Annotated in this window: 19 protein-coding genes; 14 read left to right on the forward strand and 5 right to left on the reverse strand. The window is 63.7% G+C overall.

The window, feature by feature from the left end; translation table 11 throughout:
* The first annotated feature begins 1 nt into the window (after position 1).
* The 4 genes from rpoB to BDK61_RS03455 are packed head-to-tail and all read left to right on the forward strand — an operon-like array spanning position 2 to position 6,349.
* Positions 2-1,828 carry a DNA-directed RNA polymerase subunit B gene (rpoB, locus tag BDK61_RS03440; RefSeq protein ID WP_121302309.1) on the forward strand — a complete coding sequence of 609 codons (1,827 nt, stop codon included), beginning with the start codon at positions 2-4 and terminating at the stop codon, positions 1,826-1,828.
* Entirely contained in the window at positions 1,825-4,734 is a 2,910-nt protein-coding gene (locus BDK61_RS03445; protein WP_004959109.1) for a DNA-directed RNA polymerase subunit A', read from the forward strand. Before rpoB ends, BDK61_RS03445 begins: the two co-directional genes overlap by 4 nt.
* 2 nt (positions 4,735-4,736) lie before the next feature.
* Positions 4,737-5,924, forward strand: a complete 1,188-nt coding sequence (gene rpoA2 / locus BDK61_RS03450; protein WP_121302310.1) for a DNA-directed RNA polymerase subunit A'' — start codon at positions 4,737-4,739, stop codon at positions 5,922-5,924.
* Positions 5,924-6,349 carry a NusA-like transcription termination signal-binding factor gene (locus BDK61_RS03455; protein ID WP_004959102.1) on the forward strand — a complete coding sequence of 142 codons (426 nt, stop codon included), beginning with the start codon at positions 5,924-5,926 and terminating at the stop codon, positions 6,347-6,349. Before rpoA2 ends, BDK61_RS03455 begins: the two co-directional genes overlap by 1 nt.
* Positions 6,350-6,406: 57 nt before the next feature.
* On the opposite strand, the gene BDK61_RS03460 is transcribed toward BDK61_RS03455, so the two are convergent.
* Positions 6,407-8,794 carry a methyl-accepting chemotaxis protein gene (locus BDK61_RS03460; RefSeq protein ID WP_121302311.1) on the reverse strand — a complete coding sequence of 796 codons (2,388 nt, stop codon included), beginning with the start codon at positions 8,792-8,794 and terminating at the stop codon, positions 6,407-6,409.
* Positions 8,795-9,265: 471 nt separating this feature from the next.
* On the opposite strand from BDK61_RS03460, the gene BDK61_RS03465 reads away from it, so the two are divergent.
* The 6 genes from BDK61_RS03465 to BDK61_RS03490 all read left to right on the forward strand — a co-directional run bounded on the left by BDK61_RS03465 (position 9,266) and on the right by BDK61_RS03490 (position 13,810).
* Entirely contained in the window at positions 9,266-9,694 is a 429-nt protein-coding gene (locus BDK61_RS03465) for a 30S ribosomal protein S12 (protein ID WP_004515440.1), read from the forward strand.
* A 2-nt stretch (positions 9,695-9,696) separates the two neighbouring features.
* Positions 9,697-10,317, forward strand: coding sequence for a 30S ribosomal protein S7 (locus BDK61_RS03470; protein ID WP_004959098.1), 621 nt, complete (start codon positions 9,697-9,699; stop codon positions 10,315-10,317).
* A 49-nt stretch (positions 10,318-10,366) separates the two neighbouring features.
* Positions 10,367-11,749, forward strand: coding sequence for a PQQ-dependent sugar dehydrogenase (locus tag BDK61_RS03475; protein ID WP_121302312.1), 1,383 nt, complete (start codon positions 10,367-10,369; stop codon positions 11,747-11,749).
* A gap of 74 nt (positions 11,750-11,823) precedes the next feature.
* Positions 11,824-12,405, forward strand: a complete 582-nt coding sequence (locus BDK61_RS03480) for a biotin transporter BioY (protein WP_011224220.1) — start codon at positions 11,824-11,826, stop codon at positions 12,403-12,405.
* Positions 12,402-13,106: an energy-coupling factor ABC transporter ATP-binding protein gene (locus BDK61_RS03485; RefSeq protein WP_004959092.1), complete on the forward strand. Its 705-nt coding sequence runs from the start codon at positions 12,402-12,404 to the stop codon at positions 13,104-13,106. The genes BDK61_RS03480 and BDK61_RS03485 overlap by 4 nt, the downstream gene beginning before the upstream one ends.
* Complete coding sequence (locus tag BDK61_RS03490; protein WP_004959090.1) at positions 13,100-13,810, forward strand: energy-coupling factor transporter transmembrane component T family protein; 711 nt, start codon at positions 13,100-13,102, stop codon at positions 13,808-13,810. Before BDK61_RS03485 ends, BDK61_RS03490 begins: the two co-directional genes overlap by 7 nt.
* Before the next feature lie 15 nt (positions 13,811-13,825).
* Here BDK61_RS03490 and BDK61_RS03495 read toward each other — a convergent pair whose 3' ends face one another.
* From BDK61_RS03495 to BDK61_RS03505, 3 genes are all read right to left on the reverse strand, one after another.
* Entirely contained in the window at positions 13,826-16,969 is a 3,144-nt protein-coding gene (locus BDK61_RS03495; protein WP_121302313.1) for a hybrid sensor histidine kinase/response regulator, read from the reverse strand.
* 153 nt (positions 16,970-17,122) lie between these two features.
* Positions 17,123-17,917, reverse strand: a complete 795-nt coding sequence (locus BDK61_RS03500; protein WP_004959085.1) for a DUF5781 family protein — start codon at positions 17,915-17,917, stop codon at positions 17,123-17,125.
* A gap of 66 nt (positions 17,918-17,983) precedes the next feature.
* Positions 17,984-19,177 carry a trans-sulfuration enzyme family protein gene (locus tag BDK61_RS03505; RefSeq protein WP_121302314.1) on the reverse strand — a complete coding sequence of 398 codons (1,194 nt, stop codon included), beginning with the start codon at positions 19,175-19,177 and terminating at the stop codon, positions 17,984-17,986.
* Positions 19,178-19,380: 203 nt separating this feature from the next.
* Here BDK61_RS03505 and BDK61_RS03510 point away from each other — a divergent pair, with 203 nt between their 5' ends.
* On the forward strand, positions 19,381-21,567 hold the full coding sequence (locus BDK61_RS03510; RefSeq protein ID WP_004959082.1) for an elongation factor EF-2: 2,187 nt from the start codon (positions 19,381-19,383) through the stop codon (positions 21,565-21,567).
* Between the two features lie 196 nt (positions 21,568-21,763).
* Here BDK61_RS03510 and BDK61_RS03515 read toward each other — a convergent pair whose 3' ends face one another.
* Positions 21,764-22,816 (reverse strand): peptidase, encoded by a 1,053-nt coding sequence (locus tag BDK61_RS03515; RefSeq protein ID WP_121303891.1) that lies wholly within the window; start codon positions 22,814-22,816, stop codon positions 21,764-21,766.
* A 151-nt stretch (positions 22,817-22,967) separates the two neighbouring features.
* Here BDK61_RS03515 and BDK61_RS03520 point away from each other — a divergent pair, with 151 nt between their 5' ends.
* The 3 genes from BDK61_RS03520 to BDK61_RS03530 all read left to right on the forward strand — a co-directional run bounded on the left by BDK61_RS03520 (position 22,968) and on the right by BDK61_RS03530 (position 24,743).
* Positions 22,968-23,189 carry a hypothetical protein gene (locus tag BDK61_RS03520; RefSeq protein WP_004959077.1) on the forward strand — a complete coding sequence of 74 codons (222 nt, stop codon included), beginning with the start codon at positions 22,968-22,970 and terminating at the stop codon, positions 23,187-23,189.
* Positions 23,190-23,268: 79 nt separating this feature from the next.
* Positions 23,269-23,802 (forward strand): amino acid-binding protein, encoded by a 534-nt coding sequence (locus BDK61_RS03525; protein WP_004959075.1) that lies wholly within the window; start codon positions 23,269-23,271, stop codon positions 23,800-23,802.
* Entirely contained in the window at positions 23,799-24,743 is a 945-nt protein-coding gene (locus tag BDK61_RS03530) for a homoserine dehydrogenase (protein WP_121302315.1), read from the forward strand. Before BDK61_RS03525 ends, BDK61_RS03530 begins: the two co-directional genes overlap by 4 nt.
* The last annotated feature ends 28 nt before the right edge of the window (positions 24,744-24,771 follow it).

The raw sequence follows: 24,771 nt of genomic DNA on the forward strand, positions 1-24,771 counted from the left end.
TATGAGTCAGGGACGCGAAGCCAAAGTATACGTAAACGGTAGTCTGGTCGGCACACACCCCGACCCGGAACAGCTCGCAGAACAGGTACGACAGGCGCGACGACGGGGGGACGTCTCCCAGATGGTCAACGTCTCGGTCAAGAACCGGACCGGGGAAGTCATCATCAACGCCGACGCTGGCCGTGCCCGACGCCCGCTGCTGGTCGTCGAGGACGGCGAGCCGCTGATGACCGACGAGGAGGTCGAGCAGGTCAAAGAGGGCGAGCTCGAATTCGAAGAGCTCGTCGAACGCGGCCTCGTCGAGTTCATCGACGCTGAGGAGGAAGAGGACATCCTCGTCGGGGTCGACGAGGACGAACTCACGGAGAAGCACACGCACCTGGAAGTCGACCCGCAGCTGATGTTCGGTATCGGTGCCGGGATGATTCCGTACCCCGAACACAACGCCTCGCCCCGGATTACGATGGGGTCGGGGATGATCAAGCAGTCGCTTGGCCTGCCGTCGGCGAACTACCGCATTCGCCCGGACACGCGCCAGCACCTGCTGCACTACCCGCAGCTGTCGATGGTCAAGACCCAGACCACCGAACAGATCGGCTACGACGACCGCCCCGCGGCACAGAACTTCGTCGTTGCCGTCATGAGCTACGAGGGGTTCAACATCGAGGACGCACTCGTGATGAACCAGGGGTCGGTCGACCGCGCGCTCGCCCGTTCACACTTCTTCCGTACCTACGAGGGCGAGGAGCGTCGCTACCCCGGCGGTCAGGAGGACCGCTTCGAGATTCCTGACGACGAGGTTCGTGGCGCACGCGGCGAGGAAGCGTACACGCACCTCGACGACGATGGCCTCGTCAACCCCGAAACGAAGGTCGGCGAGAACGCCGTCCTGCTCGGCAAGACCAGCCCGCCCCGGTTCCTCGAAGAGCCGGACGACATGGGCGGTCTCTCACCGCAGAAACGTCGGGAGACGAGCGTGACGATGCGCTCGGGCGAATCCGGCGTCGTGGACACGGTCACGCTAATGGAAGGCGAGGACGGCTCGAAACTTTCGAAGGTCTCTGTGCGTGACGAGCGCATCCCCGAACTCGGGGACAAGTTCGCGTCACGGCACGGCCAGAAGGGTGTCGTCGGCCATATCGCCCCGCAGGAGGACATGCCCTTCACCGAGGAGGGTGTCGTCCCGGACCTCATCATCAATCCGCACGCACTGCCGTCGCGGATGACCGTCGGCCACATCCTTGAGATGATTGGCGGAAAGGTCGGTGCGCTCGAAGGCCGCCGCGTCGACGGTACCGCCTTCACCGGCGAGGACGAGGATGAACTCCGTGGCTCGCTTGAAGAGCACGGCTTCGACTCTAGCGGCAAGGAGACGATGTACTCCGGTGTGACCGGTGAGAAGATCGACGCGGAGATCTTCGTCGGCGATATTTTCTACCAGAAGCTGTACCACATGGTCTCGAACAAGCTGCACGCCCGTTCGCGCGGGCCGGTGCAGGTCCTCACCCGCCAGCCGACCGAGGGGCGCGCCCGCGAAGGTGGCCTGCGTGTGGGTGAGATGGAACGGGACGTGCTCATCGGGCACGGTGCGGCGATGGCGCTCAAGGAGCGCCTGCTCGATGAGTCCGACCGCGAGTGGATCAACGTCTGTGGACAGTGTGGGATGACCGCCGTCGAGAACGTCGAGCAACGGCGCATCTACTGTCCGAACTGCGAGGAGGAGACCGACATCCACGAGGTCGAGATGTCCTACGCGTTCAAGCTCCTACTCGACGAGATGAAGGCGCTCGGAATCGCCCCGCGGATCGAACTGGAGGACGCAGTATGAGCTCACAACAGACACCCCAGGAAATCGGGCAGCTCAGCTTCGGGCTGATGGACCCAGAGGAGTACCGAGAGATGTCGGCCACGAAAGTGATTACGGCCGACACGTACGACGACGACGGCTTCCCCATCGACATGGGGCTGATGGACCCGCGACTCGGTGTCATCGACCCCGGTCTAGAGTGTAAGACCTGCGGGAAACACAGCGGGTCGTGTAACGGCCACTTCGGCCACATCGAACTCGCTGCGCCCGTCATCCACGTCGGGTTCGCGAAGCTCATCCGCCGACTCCTGCGCGGGACCTGCCGGGAGTGCTCCCGGCTCTGTCTCGACGAGCACGAGCGCGACGAGTTCGCTGACCGACTGACACGGACCCAGGACCTCGGTCGCGACCTCAACGACGTGACCAAGGCCGCCATCCGGCAGGCCCGCAAGAAGGACCGCTGTCCGTTCTGTGGCGAGAAGCAGTACGATATCAAACACGAGAAGCCGACCACCTACTACGAGGTGCAGGACGTGCTGGCCTCGGACTACCCCGAGCGGATCGCCGCCGCGATGGAGGAGTCCGAGGACCCGATCTCGCCGATCGACCTCTCCGAAGAAACCGGCATCGACAGCAGCCGTGTGCAGGAGATTCTCAGCGGCGAGTTCCGACCCCGGCAGGAGGACCGCCGCGCTCTGGAAAAGGCGTTGTCGGTCGACCTGACCGAGGAGGACATGAACAAGCTGATGCCCAGCGACATCCGGGACTGGTTCGAGGACATCCCGGACGAGGACATCGAAGTGCTGGGGATGAAACCGGCCCGCTCCCGACCGGAGTGGATGATTCTGACGGTGCTGCCGGTGCCGCCGGTCACCGCTCGCCCCTCGATTACGCTGGACAACGGCCAGCGCTCCGAGGACGACCTCACCCACAAGCTTGTGGACATCATCCGCATCAACCAGCGGTTCATGGAGAACCGCGAGGCGGGTGCGCCACAGCTGATTATCGAGGACCTCTGGGAACTGCTGCAGTACCACGTCACCACCTTCATGGACAACGAGATTTCGGGCACGCCGCCGGCGCGACACCGCTCCGGCCGGCCGCTGAAGACCCTCTCCCAGCGCCTGAAAGGCAAGGAGGGCCGATTCCGTGGCTCGCTGTCCGGGAAACGCGTGAACTTCTCCGCTCGGACCGTCATCTCGCCGGACCCGACGCTCTCGCTGAACGAGGTCGGTGTGCCGGACCGGGTCGCCAAGGAGATGACCCAGACGATGAACGTCACCGAGCGCAACCTTGAGGAAGCGCGACGGTACGTCTCCAACGGGCCTGAAGCCCACCCCGGCGCGAACTACGTCAAGCGGCCGGACGGCCGCCGACTGAAGGTGACCGAGAAGAACTGCGAGGAACTCGCGGAGAAGGTCGAGCCGGAGTGGGAAGTGTCCCGCCATCTGGTCGACGGTGACATCATCATCTTCAACCGCCAGCCGTCGCTGCACCGGATGTCCATCATGGCCCACGAGGTCGTCGTGATGCCGTACAAGACGTTCCGGCTGAACACGACGGTCTGTCCGCCGTACAACGCTGACTTCGACGGGGACGAGATGAACATGCACGCCCTGCAAAACGAGGAGGCCCGGGCCGAAGCCCGCGTCCTCATGCGCGTGCAGGAACAGATGCTCTCCCCGCGCTTCGGCGAGAACATCATCGGCGCGATTCAGGACCACATCAGCGGGACCTACCTGCTGACCCACACCAATCCGAAGTTCAACGAGACGCAGGCGCTTGACCTGCTCCGGGCGACCCGCATCGACGAGCTGCCCGAGGCCGACGGCGTCGACGAGGGCGGCGAGGAGTACTGGACCGGCCGCTCGCTGTTCTCGGAGCTGCTGCCGGACGACCTGAATCTGGAGTTCACGTCCTCTGCTGGCGACACTGTCGTCGTCGAGGACGGCCAGATGACTGGCGGCACCATCGACGAGGACGCCGTCGGGGCCTTCGGTGGCGAAATCGTCGACACCATCGCCAAGGACTACTCGCGGACCCGTGCCCGGATTCTCGTCAACGAGGTCTCGGCGCTGGCGATGCGGTCGATCATGCACTTCGGGTTCTCCATCAGCATCGATGACGAGTCTATCCCACGAGAAGCGGAAGAGCAGATCAATGACGCCATCGACAGCGCGTACGACCGCGTTGAGGAACTCATCGAGACCTACGACCGTGGCGAACTCGAATCGCTGCCTGGCCGGACCGTCGATGAGACGCTCGAAATGAAGATCATGCAGACGCTGGGCAAGGCGCGTGACTCCGCCGGTGACATCGCCGAGGACCACTTTGGCGAAGACAACCCGGCCGTCATCATGGCCGAATCCGGTGCGCGTGGGTCGATGCTGAACCTGACCCAGATGGCCGGCTGTGTCGGCCAGCAGGCAGTCCGTGGCGAGCGGATCAACCGTGGCTACGAGAACCGAACCCTCTCACACTTCGAGGAGAACGACCTGTCGGCCGACGCCCACGGCTTCGTGGAGGCCTCCTACCGCTCCGGGCTCGGCCCGAAGGAGTTCTTCTTCCACGCGATGGGTGGCCGCGAGGGGCTGGTCGATACGGCCGTCCGGACGTCGAAGTCCGGGTACCTGCAGCGCCGGCTCATCAACGCCCTGTCTGAACTCGAAACGCAGTACGACGGGACCGTCCGGGACACCTCAGACACCATCGTCCAGTTCGAGTTCGGCGAGGACGGCACGTCGCCGGTCGACGTGTCCTCGAATCAGGACGGGGACATCGTGGATGTCGAACAGATCGCCGACAGCGTCCTCGACGAGGAGTTCGAGAGCGAGAAGCAAAAAGAGAGCTTCCTCGGGACCCGCACCGAGCGGACCAACCTCTCGGAGCACGCGGACGACTGGTGGATGGCCGAGGGTGACGACTAACAATGACAGCACACGACGTATCAGCAGACATCGAAGCCGTCGTCGAGGACACTGAGCTGCCGCGACGGCTGAAAGACGAAGTGTACAGCACCATCAAGGAACGTGGCGTCGGCGTCGACGACGCCGACCGCATCGCCAAGGCTGTCGAGACCCGCTACCTCGACACGCGCGTCGACCCACTTGACCCGGTCGGGACCGTCTCGGCTCAGTCTATCGGCGAACCGGGAACGCAGATGACGATGAACACGTTCCACTACGCGGGGGTCGCTGAGATCGACGTGACACAGGGCCTGCCGCGGCTCATCGAGCTGGTGGACGCCCGGAAGACGCCGGACACGCCGATGATGACGGTCCACCTTGATGAGGAGTACGCGACGGACCGCGAGCGCGCCCACGAGGTCGTCTGGAAGATCGAGGCGACGCGCATCCTCGCGCTGGGTGACATCTCGACAAACGTCGCGGATATGCTCGTCGAGATCGACCTCAACGAGGACACGCTGCTGGAGCGGTGGCCGACGGTCAACGACACGGACGCCATCGCCGAGGAGATCGCCGAGACCATCGAATCGAATCTCGGCGTCTCGACCCGGCAGGCCGGCACGCTCATCGAGTTCGGCCCGGAGGAACCCAGCTACCGCGACCTCTTGCAGCTGGTCGAGGAGCTACGGGAGATCGTCTTCAAGGGGATCGAGGAGATAACCCGCGTCGTTATCCGCAAGGAGGAGACGGACAACGGCGAGGAGTTTGTCCTCTACACCGAGGGCTCGGACTTCGGCGAAGTGCTGGACATCGAGGGCGTCGACGCCTCCCGGACGACGTGTAACAACATCCACGAGATCTACCGGGAACTCGGCGTCGAAGCGGCCCGCGAGACGCTCATCAACGAGACGATGAACACACTCGAAGAGCAGGGGCTTGACGACGTGAACGTCCGGCACCTGATGCTCGTGGCCGACATCATGACCAACGAGGGGACTATCGAGTCCATCGGCCGCCACGGCATCTCGGGGTCGAAAGACTCCGTGCTCGCCCGTGCAGCGTTCGAGGTGACGGTTAATCACCTGCTCGACGCCGCCATCCACGGCGAGGTCGACGAACTCGACGGCGTCACGGAGAACGTCATCGTCGGGAAGCCGATCAAACTCGGCACTGGTGACGTCAACCTCCGGATGGGTACGACTCAAGACTGATGCGGGTCGAACTCTCGGACGAAGCACGTCGACTGGTCGCCCTCTTCGAGGACGAGGCAGCCGTCACCGTCCGGGATTGCGTCGTCGATGAGGACCACGACCAGGTGGTGTATCTGGTCAAACGGGGGCAAATGGCCGACGCCATCGGCCCGGGCGGCCAGACGGTCGAGCGCGTCGAGGAACGCCTTGGCCGCGAGGTCAAACTCGTTGAAGCCGCCGAGACGGCCGAGGACTTCGTGGCTAACGCGCTCGCGCCGGCTGCGGTGTACAACGTCACCGTCTCGGAGAACGACGACACCGTTGCCTACGTCGAAGTGGCACAGGAGGACCGCGGAGCCGCGATCGGCCGTGAAGGGCGTAACATCGATGCCGCCCGGCAACTGGCCAAGCGGCACTTCGAAATCGACGGCATCGAACTGACCTGAGCAGGGCGACCTGTTCAGTTCGCCTTTTTCAAAACCGGACTGGAGAGCGACCGCCGTTCAGTCGTCGCCCACTGAGACGTCCGACGCGTCGTGCTCGTACACGTCGGTATCGCTGTGTGTGGTTCCGCTATCGACATCGAACGTCTGCAGGAGTTCGCTGAGGTCGCCAGCCTGATCCGACAGGGATTCGATGCCGCTGGTGACCTCGTTGATGGTTGCGGTCTGTTCCTCCGCGGCGGCGGCGACGTTCTCGGCGCTGGACGCGGTTTCCTCGCTGATTGTTCCGACTTCGTCGGTCATCGCCACCACCTCCTCCGTCGTCGCGGCCTGTTCGTCGGTAGCGTCGCTGATGGACTGAATGCCGTCGTTGACTTCCTCGACCCGGTCGACAATGGCCTCAAGCGATTCGATTGCGTCGTCGACGGTATCGATGCCGTCCGTGACGGAGTCGCCCATCTGTCTGATGTCGGTCACGGCGTCACCGGTGGTGTCCTGCACATCTTCGATAACCGTCGAGACTTCCTCGGTGGCTTCGGTCGTCTCCTGTGCGAGGCCTTTGATCTCGTCGGCGACGACGGCAAACCCTTCACCCGCTTCACCGGCCCGCGCGGCCTCGATGGAGGCGTTCAGAGCGAGCATATTGGTCTGTTCAGCGATGTCGTCGATGAGGTCGACGATGTCGCCGATCTGCTCCATTTCCTCGTCGAGGGACTCGACGCGGTCGATTGTTTCGTCTGCTCGCGTCTCGATGTCGTTCATCACATCGATAGCCTCCGATGCGCGCTCGCTGCCGGTTTCGCCGATCTCGGCCGCCTCGCTCGATGTCGTCGCGACTTCGTTGGCCTGTGCTGCGACCTCTTCGACCGTCGCGGAGAGGCCTGACATCTCATCAACTGTCTCCTCGATGTTCTCGTACTGCGTTTCCGCGCCGTCGGCGATCTCTTGGACGGATTCACTGACCTCCTCGCTGGCGCCACGGACCTCAGTAGCGCTTGCGGTTATCTGGTCGGCGGAGCCGTCGACGTCGTCGGCGAACTCCCGGATTCGCATGACCGTCTGGCCGAGCTGGGCGAGCATATCGTTGAACGCAGCGGCGATGTCGGCCATCGCGTCGTTGTCCGTGTCGGTGTCAAGTCGCTGGGTGAGGTCGCCGTCGGCTGCCTGCCGCATGACGGCCGAGAACTCCTCGGCCTGCTGTTCGAGCGTTCCTGCTATCTCTTCTGCCTCTGCTTTGGACTCTTCGGCCTCCTGCTGGGCCTGTTCGAGGTCGCTGATGAACGATTCGAGGTTCCCGTGCATGCTCGATAGCGACGCGCCGAGTTGACCGGGCACGTCCTTGTCGAGCGCCGGGTCGTCGAACGCCTGTCTGGAGAGTGCGTCGGCCTGTGCGGCGACGGTGTCGAGATAGGTCTTCATCTCGTAGAAGGCGTTCTGGACGTCGCCGACCTCGTCGAGGCGGTCAGATTGTTCGATATCAGTGTCGAAGTTCCCTACCGCAAGGGCTTCTGCCTGCGTCGAGAGCCGTCTGAGCGACTGCATGATGCCACGACCGACGAGAACGCCAATAAGTGCGAATCCGGCCAGCGAAATGCCGATGATGGCGACGAAGCTCCCCTGAATGCTGTCACGGAGCGCGAAGGCGGTCGATTTCGGGGCCTGCTTGACGACGATCCACGGCGTGTCATCGACAGACTCCGCGGCGACCAGGTACGGCCCGCTCCGGGCCACGCCGCTGTCTCCCGTTGTAAGTGCGCTCAGGTTGGCGGAGACGTTGTACTGCGTGCCGATGGTCGAGGCGTCCTCGGCGAACTGGACCGTCCCGTCCTGTCGGACAATCCGCGTTTCACCGCCGTCGATGGAGTTGCGGAACTGGGCCGTCCGCGCGGTCACGTTGTGGACCACAACGACCAGTTTGTCGCTCCGGGCGACCGGGCTCGCGAAGGCGATGTATTTCCCTCCGTCGTAGGTGTACACTGTCGACATATCGACCGAGTTCGACCCGGTGACCGAGAGGACCCCGCCCTCCCACTCGAAGTCGTCCGTCCGGAGCGATGTCTGGCGTCGGTCGCTCAGCGACGACTCCTTGATTTCTAGAGTCTCTTCATTGACGTAGTGGATGGCGTACACCGACTCCGGCTGGTAGAACGCTTGCCGCTGTAACGCGCCACGGATCATCGTCGGGCTTCCATCCTGGACGTCGGACAGCGTCGAGAGGGTTCGTGCGGCGTTTCGCTGGCTCCGAACCCAGTCTGCCGTTGTCGTGGCTGTCTGGACGGCCCCGGTCTGCAGTTCGTTCTCGCGCTGTTCTGTCAGTTCGTCTGCAACCGTCCGCTCCGCGGTGACGCTCACACCCGCAACGAGCAGGGCGATACAGAGAATGATAAGCGCCAACTTCCGGAGATACGTTTGCCGGACGACATCTGGGAGACGTTGTTCAAGTTTCATAGCTACTACGGCAGGTCTGTCTGAATAACTCAAGTGCCGCTACTAGAAACCATCTGCCCAGTTATCACACCTGATTCCGTGCACGCGCGCTATCGCCCTGTTAACGGGTTGTGGCACCGGGACCTGTGGCTTCTGAGACACAGACTGTCGGCTGTACGGCTGCGAATGGGCTTGTCAATTCAGGCTGACACATCCATCGAACCAGTCACCGCCGATAGTGTCAGCCGACTCCGGCGTGCGGTCGAAGTCGTGGTGCGTGGGTTCCCGACGAACAGTGGAAGTGCCGCGTTGCGCCTCACATTCGACTGAAACACCGTGCTGACCGCTTCTTTCCCGTTGTCGTGGCACTCCCCTCACGTTATCTGCCGCACTTTTCACCTGTCTATGGCACAGAACACCACGCACGCCGGCGCTACCGGCTGAGTCCGAAAGAGGAGTCTTAAGTACCTCCGAAAGGTACCAGTGCCTACTATGGCGAACGGCAAGTACGCCGCGCGCAAGCTCAAGAAGGACCGCCAGAAGCACCGGTGGTCCGACACTGACTACGCGCGTCGCGAACGCGGCCTGGGCAAGAAGTCCGACCCGCTTGAGGGTGCGCCCCAGGGACGAGGTATTGTACTGGAGAAAGTCGGAATCGAGGCCAAGCAGCCTAACTCCGCTATCCGGAAGTGTGTCCGCGTCCAGCTCATCAAGAACGGTAAGCAGGTCACCGCGTTCTGTCCCGGTGACGGCGCTATCTCTTTCATTGACGAGCACGACGAGGTCACGATCGCAGGTATCGGCGGGGCGAAGGGCCGCGCGATGGGCGACCTCTCCGGTGTCAACTACAAGGTCGAGAAGGTCAACGGTGTCTCTCTCATCGAACTCGTTCGCGGGAACGCGGAGAAACCGGTCCGATAACCATGAGTGCCGAAGACACACCCGAGGCTGACGCTGACGCGGCTGAGGAAAGCGAGCCGGAGACGGCCCGTGCGAAGCTGTTCGGCGAGTGGGAGATCACGGACATCGAGTACTCCGACCCCTCGACCGAGCGCTACATCACTGTCACGCCGATCGCCCACACAATGGGGCGCCACGCGGACAAGCAGTTCAAGAAAAGCGAGATCAGCATCGTCGAGCGGCTGATCAACCGCCTGATGCAGACTGACGAAAACACGGGCAAGAAACAGCTTGCGACCTCCATCGTCACTGAGGCGTTCGAACTCGTTCACGAGCGCACCGACGAGAACCCGATTCAGGTGCTCGTCAGTGCTGTCGAGAACAGCGCCCCCCGAGAGGAGACCGTCCGCCTGAAATACGGTGGTATCTCGGTCCCGAAGGCCGTCGACGTCGCGCCACAGCGCCGCGTTGACCAGGCCCTGAAGTTCCTCGCTGAGGGCGTCTACGGTGGCTCGTTCAAGACCACCACGACCGCCGCCGAGGCGCTCGCACAGCAGCTCATCGGTGCTGCCAACGACGACGTCCAGACCTACGCGGTCAACCAGAAAGAAGAGAAAGAACGCGTCGCGGCTGCCGCTCGCTAACTCGGCTGTCTCCGACATCTTTATTCTTCCATACTCGGCAGAGAAATCTATGCGAAACCCCTGCCGTGACGCCCGCTCCCGCCGCCAGTATCTCGCCGCGCTTGGCGGTATCGGGGCGACCGCACTGGCCGGTTGTCGCGGTGAGTCCGGGACACAGACGGAGCCTCCGGATCCGACGCCAACAACCACAACGGCGGCAGGCCCGACTCGGGCGCTAGATCGCTACGACGTATCCCTTAGCCACGAGCGTAGCCAGTTATCCGACACCGACTGGACGGCCCCGACCACGTCGCCAACGGACACGCCGCTCGCCACCGAACCACTCATCGAGGATTTGGAGATCCCGTGGGACCTCTCATTTGCCGCTGACGGCACGCTATTTCTCACTGAGCGGGTCGGTCGCGTTCTCTCGTTTGTGGACGGCAGCGTCCGAACAGTCACCGAACCGGCGGCAGTCATCGACGCGGAGTCGAGCGACGACGGCTGGTGGGTCACCGGCGGTGAGGGCGGCACGCTCGGCGTTGCCGCACATCCAACGTATCCCGATCCGCCGGTGGTGTACGTCTACTACACGACGATGACTGACGACGACGAGCGGGTCAATCGGGTCGTCGCAATGGACGTGTCGGCCGAGGACCCGGCTGCCACGGAGTCCGTCCTCGTCGACAACATTCCCGGGAGCAAGATACACAACGGCGGGCGGCTCACGTTCGGCCCCGAGAACTACCTCTGGATTACGACGGGAGACGCGGGCGACGGCGAACTGTCTGCCGACACCGACTCGCTCGGCGGGAAGGTCCTCCGCGTGACGCCTGCGGGGGACCCCGCTCCCGGGAACCCGGATCTGGGCGGGGACCCGCGGGTGTTCACCTACGGCCACCGGAACCCACAGGGACTGGCCTGGCTCCCCGACGGAACGCTCGTCGCCTCCGAGCACGGCCCGACCGGGCGGGACGAACTCAACCGCCTCGAAGCTGGGGGCTACTACGGCTGGCCCGACACTCGCAAGCACGCGGAGTACCTCGATGCTGACCCCGAGGTCCGCCGGCCGCTCGCCAACACGGGCAACACTGGTGGGTGGGCACCCTCTGGCTCGCTGTTTTACACTGGCGATGCCGTGCCCTCGCTCCGGAACCGACTGCTCACCGGCGGCCTGAATGGGCAGACACTCCTCGTGACGACGCTAACACCGGCCGGTGCGGACCTGCCACCGAGTGCCGACGCCGAGATGTATGACGCGGACTGGACCGACGACGCCTACACCGCGACGACCCACTCCCTGCTGGCCGACGAAATCGGTCGGATTCGCCACGTTGAGCAGGGGCCAGACGGCGGGCTGTATCTCGTTACGTCGAACCGCGACGGGCGGGCTGGCGACGGCTTCCCGCGGGAGCACGACGACGTGCTCGCCCGCGTCTCCCCGGCCGAGTGAGCGACGCGCGCGCCCAGCGGAAACGCGCTCCGTGAACCACTGGCTATATTTTGGTTGACGAGAGAGGGAGACCCATGGCAACAGAGCAATCCGTCGACCTTGTTGATGACGACACTGTGGGCTTGTTCACGAAGGCGGTGCTGCTCGCGGCGCTGACCGCGGCGCTCGCACAGATATCTATCCCGCTCCCGGGGACGCTGCCGCCGTTCTCGCTGCAGCCCTTCGGGATGTTCTTCGCCGGCCTGCTACTGGGGCCGCTGTGGGGCGGCGTTGCCCTGCTGTTGTACGTCCTTGTCGGTATCGCCGGCGCGCCGGTGTTCTCGAACGCGAACGCGGGCCTGGGCTACGTCATCGCCGGGCAGGGGACCGGTGGCTTCCTCGTCGGCTTCCTCGTCGGTGCGGTCGTCGCTGGCGCTATCGCACACCGGAGCCTAGCGCCGAAACCGGTCGCTGACCTCTCTGTTCCGGTGCAGGTCGTCGCGTTCGCCGCAGCAATCGCCGTCGTGTACGCTATCGGCATCCCGTGGCTGGCAGTGGTCACCGGACTGCCGCTCGCTCGCGCCGCGGCCGTCATGGCTCCGTACATTCCGCTTGACCTCCTGAAGCTCGGTATCGCGATCGCCATCGTGCAGGGTGGGTATCTCGCCGGTCGATGATCGAGGTCAGCGACCTGCGCTATCGGTACGGCGATGTCGATGTTCTTGACGGGGTCACGCTGTCGATACCTGATGGCCAGTACTGTCTGCTCGTCGGCCCCAACGGGAGCGGCAAGACGACGCTCGTCCGGCATCTCAACGCCCTGCTGACCCCCGACGCCGGAACGGTCACCGTCGACGGGACGGACGTGACGGACGACCCCGTCGTCGCCCGGACACGTATCGGGATGGTGTTCCAGCACCCACGCGACCAGTTCGTTGCTGCGACCGTGGCGGCTGACGTGGCCTTCGGCCCGGAGAATCTTGGGCTCGACAGGGCAGAGATCGACCGCCGAGTCGAAACGGCGCTTGACGCTGTCGACCTCGGTGATGCCGCCGAGAGCCGTATTGACGCCCTCTCCGGCGGCGAGCAGGCCCGCGTCGCCATTGCCGGGGCACTCGCCATGGAGCCGGACTACCTCGTGCTCGATGAACCGCTCGTCGGGCTCGACTGGCCGGCACGGAAGTCAGTACTCGACCACCTCGATGCGCTGGTCGCTGATGGCACGGGCGTCATCGTCGTCACCCACGACCTCCGGGGCCTCCACGAGCGGGCCGACCGTCTCGTCGCGCTGCACGCGGGGGAAGTCGTTCTCGACGCGTCGCCAGCCGAAGCGCTCGATGCCCTCCCGGACCTCGGCATCCGAGACCCGCGATGTTGAGCTACCGGCCCGGTTCGACGTTCGCGCATCGGCTGGACCCGCGGTCGAAGCTGCTGGTCCAGTTCGGGCTCGCTATTGCCGCGGTCGCACACCCCACGCTCCTGTGGCTTATCGGGACGACCGCGTTTGCGCTGGGCACGCTCGTGGCGGCGCGACTCTCGCCGCTGGCCGTCCTGCGCTCCTATCGGGTTGTCCTTGCTGTGCTGGCGCTGGCCCCGTTCGTCGCCGGCGTAGCGCTTGGCCCACCGTGGTTTCGAGTCGACCCGGCGCTGCGCTCGGCGTTGCACGTCGGGCGCATCCTCCCGGTGTTGCTTGTCAGCGCTGCCTACCTCACGTCGACGCCGGTTCGGGACACGCGGGCGGCGGTCCAGCGTCTGATACCCGGAAAACCCGGCCAGATTCTTGGCATTGGGATGGCGCTCGTCGTCCGATTGTTTCCGCTGGTGCTCGCTGACGTTCGCGAGGTGCGCGATGCGATCCACGCCCGTGGTGGCGAGGCTCGCCCGCTACGGGACCGCGCTCGGCTGCTCGCCGTCCGGTCGCTAGAACGGACGCTCGACCGCTCGGACCGGCTCTCTGTCGCCCTGCGGGCTCGCTGTTTCGCGTGGAACCCGACACTTCCGCCGCTTGCCTTTGACCGACGCGACTACCCGGTGCTCGCCGTCGGCATCGCGCTGGCGGCGTCGCCGCTCATTCCGATGTAGCTGTTCGACACTCTCTCACTCGACGATATCGACACCGGTAATTTCGAACCGTGCGCCGCCCTCGCTACTCTCGTCGATGGTCACCGTCCAGTCGTGGGCGTCGGCGATCTCCGCGACGATCCAGAGCCCGAATCCAGTTCCGGCGTCCGACGTCGAGTATCCGGTCTCGAACGCGCGCGACCGGTCTTCCTCGTCGATACCCTCGCCGTTGTCCTCGACGTAGAAGCCGTCGTCAAGATCGCCGAGCGTGACGGTCACGTCGTTGCCGCCGTGTTCCACGCTGTCGTCGGCCCCAGGCCGACTGCTTGTGGAGCCATGCTCCACACTGTTGCTGAACAGGTTCTCGAGCAGTTGTTCTAATCGGCTCCTGTCGGCACGAACGACGGCGTCCGTCTCGACAGTGAGTTCGGCGTCGTTGGTTTCAACGTTGTGCCAGCACTGCTCGGCCGCATCCGAGAGCGCCACTACGCCGGTGTCAACCGCCGACTGCTCGTCGCGTGCAGCCGCGAGCAGGTCGTCGATGAGCGTCCGCATCCGCGCGAGTGCGTCGCTGGCGCTGTCGAGGTGCTCACTGTCGTATTCCTGCTGGGCCAGTTCGATGCGTCCCTCGGCGACAGATAGCGGGTTCCTGAGGTCGTGGCTGACGATGCTGGTGAACTCTTCGAGGCGCTCGTTGGTCTCCTCCAGTTCCTGTTCGCGGCGCTTGCGCTCGGTGATGTCACGGTCGATACCGAGTGCCCGAACCGGTGTCCCGTCGCTATCGGATTCGACGCGCCCTTTCGCCTCCATCCAGCGAACCTCGCCGTCACGGATGATCCGGAACTCGGCTTCGTACATTCCGGTCTCGGCCGCCGATTCGATGCGGGTCGCCACCTCCGCCTGATCCTCGGGATGGACCAGCGGTAAAAACTCGTCCAGCGACTCGATGTCAGTGCCATACAGCGTCTCGGACCCGGGGTAGTACGCCAGGTCGCCGGACTCGAACTCTCGGTCCCAGACGACCGTCTTGGTCGTCTCTAGCGCGATCTCCATTCGTTCGCGCGCGCCCTCAAGTTCGCGCTCCCGGAGCTTTCGGTCGGTGATGTCCTGGACAGAGCCCCGGAGTTTGACAACGTCGCCGTTCTCGGTGACCGGTTTACACAGCGCGCGAACCCATCGGTAGTGGTCGCCGTCGCCGATACGCACCTCCATGTCGTACCCCTCGGCCGTTTCTATCGCCCGATGGAACTCAGTCCTGACAGTTTCCCTGTCGTCGGGGTGGTACAGATCGATGATAGAGTCGATGCTCAGTTCGTCGTCCGGCGTCAGCCCGTGTATCCGGTAAAACTCGCTTGTTACCGTCATTTCGGGGGAGTCGCTCGTCACGTCTACCTCCCAACCGCCGACGCTTGCGATTCTTTGAGCCTGGCCGAGAAGTTCCTTCGTCCGCGTAAGTTCCTGTTCGCGTGCCTGCCGTTCAGTGATGTCTCGGCCGATGCCGGCGAGCATCGGATTCCCGTCGGGGTCCTCGACACGGGTCGCCGTGAACTCGTGCGGGATCTGGTCCCCCGATTTCGTTATAAACGGCACTTCCACGCGGGTGGTCCCGCCCTCAAACACCGATTCGATAGCGGCCGAAACGAGGTCTCGATACTCCTCTGGGAAGAACTCGGCACCGTGAGTCCCGGCTACTTCCGCGGCTGAGTAACCGGTCACGTTTAGCAGACTCTCGTTCCAGCGCCGGAAGCAGCCGTCGCTGTCGAGGACGTAGAACACGTCGTCGATGGCATCCAGCATCTCGTCGGTGTACTCCTTGTATCGTTCGAGGCGCTGCTCGCGCTGCTGGCGTTCGAGTTCGTAGCTCACCCACTGCGCTGCGAGATGGACGAACGTCTTCTCGTCCTCGGTGAAGGGGGTCTTGCGGGCCTCCCGGTCGACGAAACAGAGGCTCCCTGAATGCGCGTCACAGACACGGACCTCGGCGCTGATGTACGTCTCGTATTCCCAGCGGTCGTATGCCGGGTCCGAGGCCCACCCCTCTTCGGACGCTTCCGCGATTGCCATGACGCTCCCTGTGTCAATCATCTTCCGGCAGTACGCCTCCGACAGCGGTGTGACGGTTCCTGGCTTGAGCCGTTCGTCGCTCCCGCTCGCATAGCGGACGGTGAACTCGTCGCGGTCAGTATCGTTCGCGGACAGGAACGCGCCAGCGGTCCCAAGGCGCTCCCGACCGAGGTCCAAAACCGCCTGTATCTTCTCTTCAAACGAGGCGTCGGGGTCGGCGCTGATCTCGTAGAGCTTCCGGAGCGTCTGGTTGTGCTCAGTGAGCTGGTTCTTGGTGGCTTCGAGTTCGCGCTCGCGGTTCCGCCGCTCGGTGATGTCACGGGCGAACCCGGCCACGCGAACGACCTCGCCGGCGTCGTTCGTGATCGGCTCGCCCTGTATCCAGACCCACCGTTGATACTCCTCTGTTGCGTTGACACGGCACTCGACGTCAACCGACTCGCCGTCCATGAGGCTCTGCATCGTGTCTTTCATGAGTTCGCGGTCCTCGGGATGGATACCGTTCAGGAAGTCGTGGGGGTTCTCCCGGAGCTTGGCGACTGACCGTCCCCAGATGTCCTCGTAGGCGGAGTTGATGACAAGAACCTCGCTCAGGTCGGCTGTGAACTCCCAGAGGATATCGTTGGTCGCTTCCGTGAGTTCGCGGACGCGGCGCTCTGACTTGGCGGCCTGTTGCTTCGCGCGATACTCGGAGACCGCGTTTTCGATGCGGTTCGCCAGCAGTTCGTACACCTCGACACCGAACGACTTCTGCAAATAGTCGGTTACGCCCACCGAGATGGCTTCGCTGGCTACCTCTTCGCTCCCTTTGCCGGTGAACAGAATGAACGGTAGATCCGGGTTTGTCTCCCGAATCGCATCGAGCAGTTCGACGCCGTTCATCTTGGGCATATCGTAGTCGGAGACGACAGCATCGAACCCGTTCTGGGCGAGCCGGTCGAGCCCGTCTCGTGCGCTAGTCGCGGTTTCAACGGAGATTCGGTCGTCCGCGGCCTCTAGAGAATCCGCTGCGACAGCCACGAAGTCGGGGTCGTCATCGATGTGTAGTACCCGAATTCGGTCGCCGACAACATCGGTTCCCCCGCCGAGATGCCGACCACGAAGCGCCTCGGTCATAGTCAACTAGTTCACAAGTCCACGCAAAAACAGTTCTGCCCGTTACTCTACGTTTGCGCGTGAGCGAAGCCTGCAGTCAATGATGACGAGAGCGTCACCTGTGTGTGACAACAACGGACCGTCAGCGACCCGATAGGACAGGGATATTCGGCTTCAGTCTGCTGCGCGGCTGCCGCCGCCAGCGTATGCGCGAGTCACGTCGACGAGCGCCTTCCGGAACTCGGACTCATCTGGCTCGGGCGAGAGTGCTGCGAAGTGGCGCTTGAACTCCGTCAGATCGACTGATTCGGCGTCCTGGGCCGCGGCATGGGCGAGGTCGTACAGCCGGTGGTCTGTCTCGACCAGGTCGTGGCGTTCACACAGCGCAAGGGCGAACGCTGCGTTGACGGCCGTGATATCCGGGTCTGCAGCGGGCGTCAGCCGCGCGGCCGGTTCGCTTGGCTGTCGCACCCGGGTTGACGATGTCGAGCGGTCCCACGTCGGTGGGTCGCCGGGCCGGTCCGCGACGGCAGCCGCGAGGCTGGCTTCCAGAAACGGCACCAGTTTGTCGCCGGGCACCACTGGCATCCAGATATCGTCGGCGTAGACGTCTTTCATGTGGTTGGCGATCTGGTAACAGTGCGTGAGCTTTCGCTGTTCGACCGAACGCCCTGCCAGCGCGAGGTAGATGGCTTCTCGCGTCGATTGTGTGTGCGATGGATGCCCGCATTCGTGGTGGTGCATGTGTGCGTACTCGTGTAACGCCAGCTCGCGGGCCATCGCGCTCGTCGCGGCCTGACGGGAGATTGTCAGCCGGTGGGCGTCGTCGCTGTGGCTGACGCGGGTACGTTCATCAGGGTCTTCCCGGACCCGGACTGTCACTGGTCGTTTCAGGTCGTGTTCCGTCGAGAAGAGGTCCCTCGCTCCGAGAAACGGTTCGGCCGGCCCACCCTGCACGTGCACGTCCATGTGTCACTTTCTCATGGGCCACAGAGCTATTAATCCACGGGTGGGGGCAGCGTTCGCACGCAGCGCTCAGGACTCAAGCGCCGCGAAACCGCGCTCCAGATCCGCCCGGAGGTCCTCGACATCCTCGATACCGACTGAAAGGCGGATGAGCGTATCAGAGATGCCGAGTTCGTCCCGCGCCGCCGGTGAGAGCGGTTCGTGCGTCATCGCCGCCGGAAGCTCCGCCAGACTTTCCACGCCGCCAAGGCTGACTGCCAGCGTCACCGTCTCTAGAGCTTCGAGAAATTGTTTTGCGTCGGCCATGTCTCCGGCCAGTTCGAACGAGAGCACGCCGCCAAAGCCCTGCATCTGCTCGCGAGCGAGGTCGTGCTGCGGGTGGCTCTCTAACCCTGGGTAGTGGACCGTTTCGACGTGCTCGTGGTCGTCGAGGTACTGCGCAAGGGCCATGGCGTTGTTCTCGTGGCGAGTCATCCGAACGCCCAGCGTTTTGATGCCCCGCGAGATGAGATAGCTGTCGAACGGGGCGAGCATATTCCCGAGGGCGATTTGCTGGCGGAACTCTACCCGCTCGGCGACCTCGGGGTCGTCGGTAATCAATGCGCCGCCAACAGCATCGCTGTGGCCGTTGAGGTACTTCGTTGTGCTGTGGACCACCAGGTCCGCACCGAGCGACAGCGGCTGTTGGAAGTACGGACTCGCGAAGGTGTTGTCGACCCCGACCGTCGCGTCGTAGTCGGCGGCGACGGCCGCAATCGCATCGATATCACACAGTTTGATGCGTGGGTTCGTTGGTGTCTCGACCCAGACTAGCTCTGTTGCCGGCGTCATCGCGGCCGCTACAGCGTCGGCATCAGTCGCATCGACGAACTCCACGTCGACACCAAGCTGGTCCCGGAACAGCGTTTCGAACATCCGGCGCGTGCCCGCGTATAGGTCATCAAACGCAACGACATGGTCGCCCGGCTCGACCAGTGAGAGCACCGCTGTTGCAACGGCTGCCGTCCCCGAACTGAACGCATAGGCCCGCTCGCCGCCTTCGAGCGCGGCTAACTCCTGTTCGAGGCCGTGTCGTGTCGGGTTCGACAGCCGCGAGTAGAGAAACTCCCCGTCCCCGGGGTTGATGTCTTCTAGAGACAGGTCCGTGTCGAGCCCGGCCAGTTCGTAGGTCGAGGAGAGATGTATCGGGAGCGTGACATCCCCTGCTGTTGACGTCGTCTCAGTATCGACTGCGATTGTGTCGAGGTGTGGACGTCGAGTCATACGCTCCCGTCTGCTGGCTGGCGCTAATACCTTTGCAATCATTACTCATCTGCCTGCAAATAATTATAATCGCTGCGCATACCTCTCTGGCTACCGACGGGCCGGAATGCCAGACCATGCCACGCGAACGGCCGAATTTCGAGCGGTCACGGCCGTAGTGAAACACTATCCTTTTGACCCTGCTGTTGATAGAAAGCTGTATAATGGGCCGACGTAAGAAAATCGTCCAAGAATGTGAGACACTGATGGACGATCCGGAGCACATCCGGAACATCGCCATCGCTGCTCACGTCGATCACGGAAAGACGACACTGACAGACAATCTGCTGGCCGGTGCCGGCATGATTTCCGACGACACTGCCGGCGAACAGCTGGCGATGGACACCGAGGAAGACGAACAGGAACGTGGGATCACCATCGACGCGGCTAACGTTTCGATGACCCACGAGTACGAGGACCAGAACCACCTCATCAACCTTATCGACACCCCTGGCCACGTCGACTTCGGTGGCGACGTGACCCGCGCGATGCGTGCCGTTGACGGCGCGCTGGTGGTCGTCGACGCCGTCGAGGGCGCGATGCCCCAGACCGAGACGGTGCTCCGGCAGGCGCTCCGCGAGGGCGTCAAGCCGACGCTGTTCATCAACAAGGTCGACCGCCTCATCTCCGAACTTCAGGAGGGCCCTGAAGAGATGCAGAAGCGCCTGCTCGCGGTCATCCAGGACGTCAACGACCTCATCCGCGGCATGACCGAGGAGATGGACGACATCGAGGACTGGACGGTCTCCGTCGAGGAAGGGACCGTCGGCTTCGGCTCCGCGCTGTACAAGTGGGGTGTCTCGATGCCGTCGATGCAGCGGACCGGCATGGACTTCGGCGAAATCATGGAGCTCGAACGTGCGGACAACCGCCAGGAACTCCACGAGCGCACGCCGCTGTCCGACGTGGTGCTCGACATGGTGTGTGAGCACTTCCCCAACCCTGTCGACGCCCAGCCGATGCGCGTTCCGCGTATCTGGCGTGGTGACGCCGAATCCCAGCTCGCTGACGACATGCGGCTGGTCAACGAGGACGGCGAAGTCGTCCTGATGGTTACTGACATCGGTGTCGACCCTCACGCCGGCGAAATCGCCGCCGGGCGTGTCTTCTCCGGCACGCTGGAGAAGGGGCAAGAGCTGTACGTCTCCGGGACTGCGGGCAAGAACCGCATCCAGAGCGTCGGCATCTACATGGGTGGCGAGCGCGAGGAAGTCGACCGCGTCCCCGCCGGAAATATCGCCGCCGTCACGGGCCTCAAGGACGCCATCGCTGGCTCCACCGTCTCAAGCGAGGAGATGACGCCGTTCGAGTCCATCGAGCACATCTCGGAGCCGGTCATCACGAAGTCCGTCGAGGCACAGAACATGGACGACCTGCCGAAGCTTATCGAGACGCTCCAGCAGGTCGCCAAGGAAGACCCGACCATTCAGGTCGAAATTAACGAGGACACCGGCGAGCACCTCATCTCCGGGCAGGGTGAACTCCATCTAGAAGTCATCGGTCAGCGTATCGAGCGCAATCAGGGCATCCCGATCAACACCGGTGAGCCGATTGTTGTCTACCGCGAGGCCCCGCAGGAAGACAGCCGCGAAGTCGAAGGTCGGTCGCCAAACAACCACAACCGCTTCTACATCAGCATCGAGCCGCTCGGCGAGGACATCGTCGAGACGATCAAGATGGGCGAGGCGTCGATGGACATGCCGGAACTGGAGCGCCGTGAAGCGCTGCAGGAAGCCGGCATGGACAAGGACGACTCCCAGAACATCGAGCACATCCACGGGACCAACATCCTGCTTGATGAGACGAAGGGTATCCAGCACCTCAACGAGACGATGGAGCTCGTCATCGAAGGTCTCGAAGAGGCCCTCGACGACGGTCCGCTCGCGTCCGAGCCGGTCCAGGGGTCGCTCATCCGTCTCCACGACGCCCGCCTCCACGAGGACGCCATCCACCGCGGTCCGGCCCAGGTTATCCCGGCCGTCCGCGAGGCTGTGCACAACTCCCTCATTGACGCCAGCATCAAGCTGCTGGAGCCGATTCAGCAGGTCCGCATCGACGTGCCCAACGACCACATGGGCGCTGCGAGCGGCGAGATTCAGGGTCGCCGTGGCCGCGTCGACGACATGTATCAGGAAGGCGACCTGATGGTCGTCGAAGGCGTCGCCCCGGTTGACGAGATGATTGGCTTCTCCTCAGACATCCGCTCGGCCACTGAGGGCCGTGCCTCCTGGAACACCGAGAACGCCGGCTTCCAGGTCCTTGCCGACAACCTCCAGCCTGACAAGATCAGCGAGATCCGCGAGCGCAAGGGGATGAAGCAGGAACTGAACCCGGCCATCGACTACTTCTAAGTACCTTTTTACTTCGTCGGGTTTCCTCGCGCCGCCAACGGCGGCGCTGCGGGAACCACTCCTCGTAAAAATCTACGCTAAAAACGACCTCCGAGTCGCGCTCTGCGAGCGCGCTCGGAGCGAAACCGCGCTCCGACGGCGCGCGGTATGCCGTCTGCCCGCTTTCTCTTGTCTCTCCCCCGCTACAGGACTGCTCTCATTCTCCCGCTTGTTCCCGTAACCGGTCGATTCGGTTCCCCAGCGGCGGCGATTTCGAGAACGGGTTCGCGAGTCGTCGTCGGGGCGGCTCCATGTCGTGGACGTCGGCGTACCGTTCGAGGGCGTCCGCGACGGCATCCGGGCCAACGCCCTCGGCCGCGTAGTCGTCGGCTGCCCGGACGCCGCGGCGAGTGACCCACAGGGTGACGACGAGCAGTCCGAGACTCGCGCCGACAAGGGGCCACAGCGGGCCGATGTCAGCCAGTGCCGCGAACACCGGGACCAGCGCGATGAGCAGGCCACCGATAAGTCGAGCACGCACGCGGGCCTCCTGACGGCCAGCCTGAACTGCGAGCAGGGCCGTTGCCATCTCGTCGTCAAACACGTCGAGGAACGTGTTCGTCACGAACAGGCGACGGTAGCCCGGGGCTCCGCGGACAATCACGTTCGCGGTTCCTTCCTGTTCGGTGTCAAGCACCCGAACGTCGCGGACGGTCAGTCCTGCGCGCTCCCGGAGTCGGTTCAGTGTTTCCGTCGTTTGGTCGTCCGGTGTATCTACCGACCGCACTAGTGGGATAAACCACGGGGCAATGACCTGTACGCCGATGCCGAAAGCGACAAGAAGTGCCAACACCGCGACTGACGACAGTCCGGCCTCAAGCGGTGCGACGACGACAGTCACCAGCACGGTGATTCCGAGGATGTACCGACCCATCCGGATGACCGCCTGACTGGTCGATAGTTTGATGTCCCGAACGCTGCGGATGCCCGGGACAGCCGGCGCGTAGGCGGCCAGCCCGACGAGACCAGCTGCGAGCAGTTCGGCGAACGTCGCTAGCACCGCTCCGACGACTCCGGTCTGTCCGCCGGCAATTAAGTGGCCGAGTCCAAGTAACAGAAAGACGACGTACGACAGCAGCGTGAACGGGAGAACGATACCGAGCAACAACTGCCGGTATCTGACGACGGGGTTCGAGAGGCGCTGTACGACCGTGCTTCCGATCCCGCCGATGCCTGCTCCGACGACAGCGAACAGTCCGAAGACGAGCAACGCTGCGCCTGTCGACACTGATGTAGCTTGGAGGGCGTACACATACAACTCCCTCTGCCCTGAGTCAAAAAAACGTAGCGTTCACCTGCCTGCATCCGGCACGAGCATGGTTTGCCCCACGTTTAGGTCCACCGGCGCTGAACAGAGCGGTATGAGCGACCGCCTGCATCAGATTGTGGACCTTCTCGTGGCTGCTGTCATCGCCGGCACGTCGACGTTCATCTGGAGTTTCGTTCTGCCGACGGGGCTGGCGCTGACGCTTGCGGGGATGTTCGCGGCGATGTACTACTTCTCACGTAACCCCTGGGGGTCGCCTCGCGGCGAGGCGTACAACGAGTGGATCGATGACCTGTATGACCGGTTTCTGCCCTGAGACCAAACGAACGGTTTCTTATACGTGCCCCTGCTGAGTCATCCACAATGAGCCGAGATACTCAGGAGGTGAGCGGGCGATGAGCGACTCGACCGACGAGGTACGGTCCTACACAGTTCGGCTGGAACTGGTCGACGAACCGGGCGAACTGCTGCGGGCGCTCGAGCCCATCGCCACGAACGGCGGGAACCTCCTCTCTATCTTCCACGAGCGGGGGAACGTGACCCCGCGGGGGCACATCCCCGTGGAGGTCGACTTGGAGGCGACCCCCGAGCGGTTCGACGGGATCGTCGACGCACTCCGGGACGCAGGTATCAACGTCATTCAGGCCGGAGCCGAGCAGTACAGCGAGGCGCTGACGATCATCCTCACCGGCCACCTCGTCAACACTGACCTCTCCGATACACTCTCGCGAATTCACGAATCGACGGACGCGACCGTGACCGACCTCTCGCTGTCGGCCCCGGAGGGCACGGACGATGCCTCCAGCGCGCGCATTCGCCTGGCGACAGAGGAAGGGGCAGTCGACGAGACGATGTCCGCCATTCGTACCGTTGCTGACGAGAAGGGACTCCACGTCATCGAGCCACTCGCTGCGGGAGGTGAAGCATGAAACTCGCCGTCATCGGAGCTGGTGCCGTCGGCTCCTCAGTCGTTGAACTGGCGAGCGACCACGGCCATTCAGTTACTGCATTTGCTGACTCCAGTAGCGCCGTCATCGACAGCGCCGGTGTCGACACCGCTGCGGTTCTCGACCGGAAACGAACCGACGGCGTCGTCGGGGGCGGTGCACCCGAAGACGCGCTTTCGGCTGAGTACGACGTGCTTGTCGAGGCAACGCCGACGACGCTCGGCGACGCCGAACCCGGCTTCGGACATATTCAGGCCGCGCTTGAACGGGACCGACACGCCGTGCTGGCGAACAAAGGCCCGGTCGCCGAGCGGTACGCAGACGTTCGCGCGCTGGAGCGCGAAAGCGAGGGGTCCGTGCTGTTCGAGGCGACTGTCGGTGGTGCGATGCCGATTCTCTCGACCATCGACGACTTCGACCCGAGCCATATCACGGCCGTCCGTGGGGTACTCAACGGCACGGCGAACTTTATCCTCTCACGGATGGCGACTGAGGGCCTCGATTACGAGCACGTCCTCGCGGAAGCGCAGGACCTCGGCGTCGCTGAGGCTGACCCGACCTTCGACGTGGACGGCACCGACGCGGCGCTGAAAGGCGTCATCATCGCGAACGTCCTGTCCGATGACGAGACGGAGTACACACTTGACGACGCTGAAGTGACAGGGATTCAGGAGATATCCGGTAGCGCGCTCGAACTCGCGCGGGCGGACGGCCGAACGGTCCGGCTCATCGCCGAGGTCGTCGAGGGCTCTGTCCGCGTCGGCCCGCGACTCGTGCCGGACAACGCGCCGCTTGCCGTCTCCGGGACCCGGAACATTGCGCAGCTAGAGACCGAACACGCCGGCCAGCTCAACATCTCCGGTCGTGGTGCCGGCGGCCCGGAGACGGCGAGTGCGGTGCTCGCCGATATCGGCCGACTGTAGCGCCGAGTCGAACAGTTCCGTTTTTAGC

The sequence above is a fragment of the Haloarcula quadrata genome (assembly GCF_003634715.1).
In the GTDB taxonomy this organism is placed as follows: domain Archaea; phylum Halobacteriota; class Halobacteria; order Halobacteriales; family Haloarculaceae; genus Haloarcula; species Haloarcula marismortui.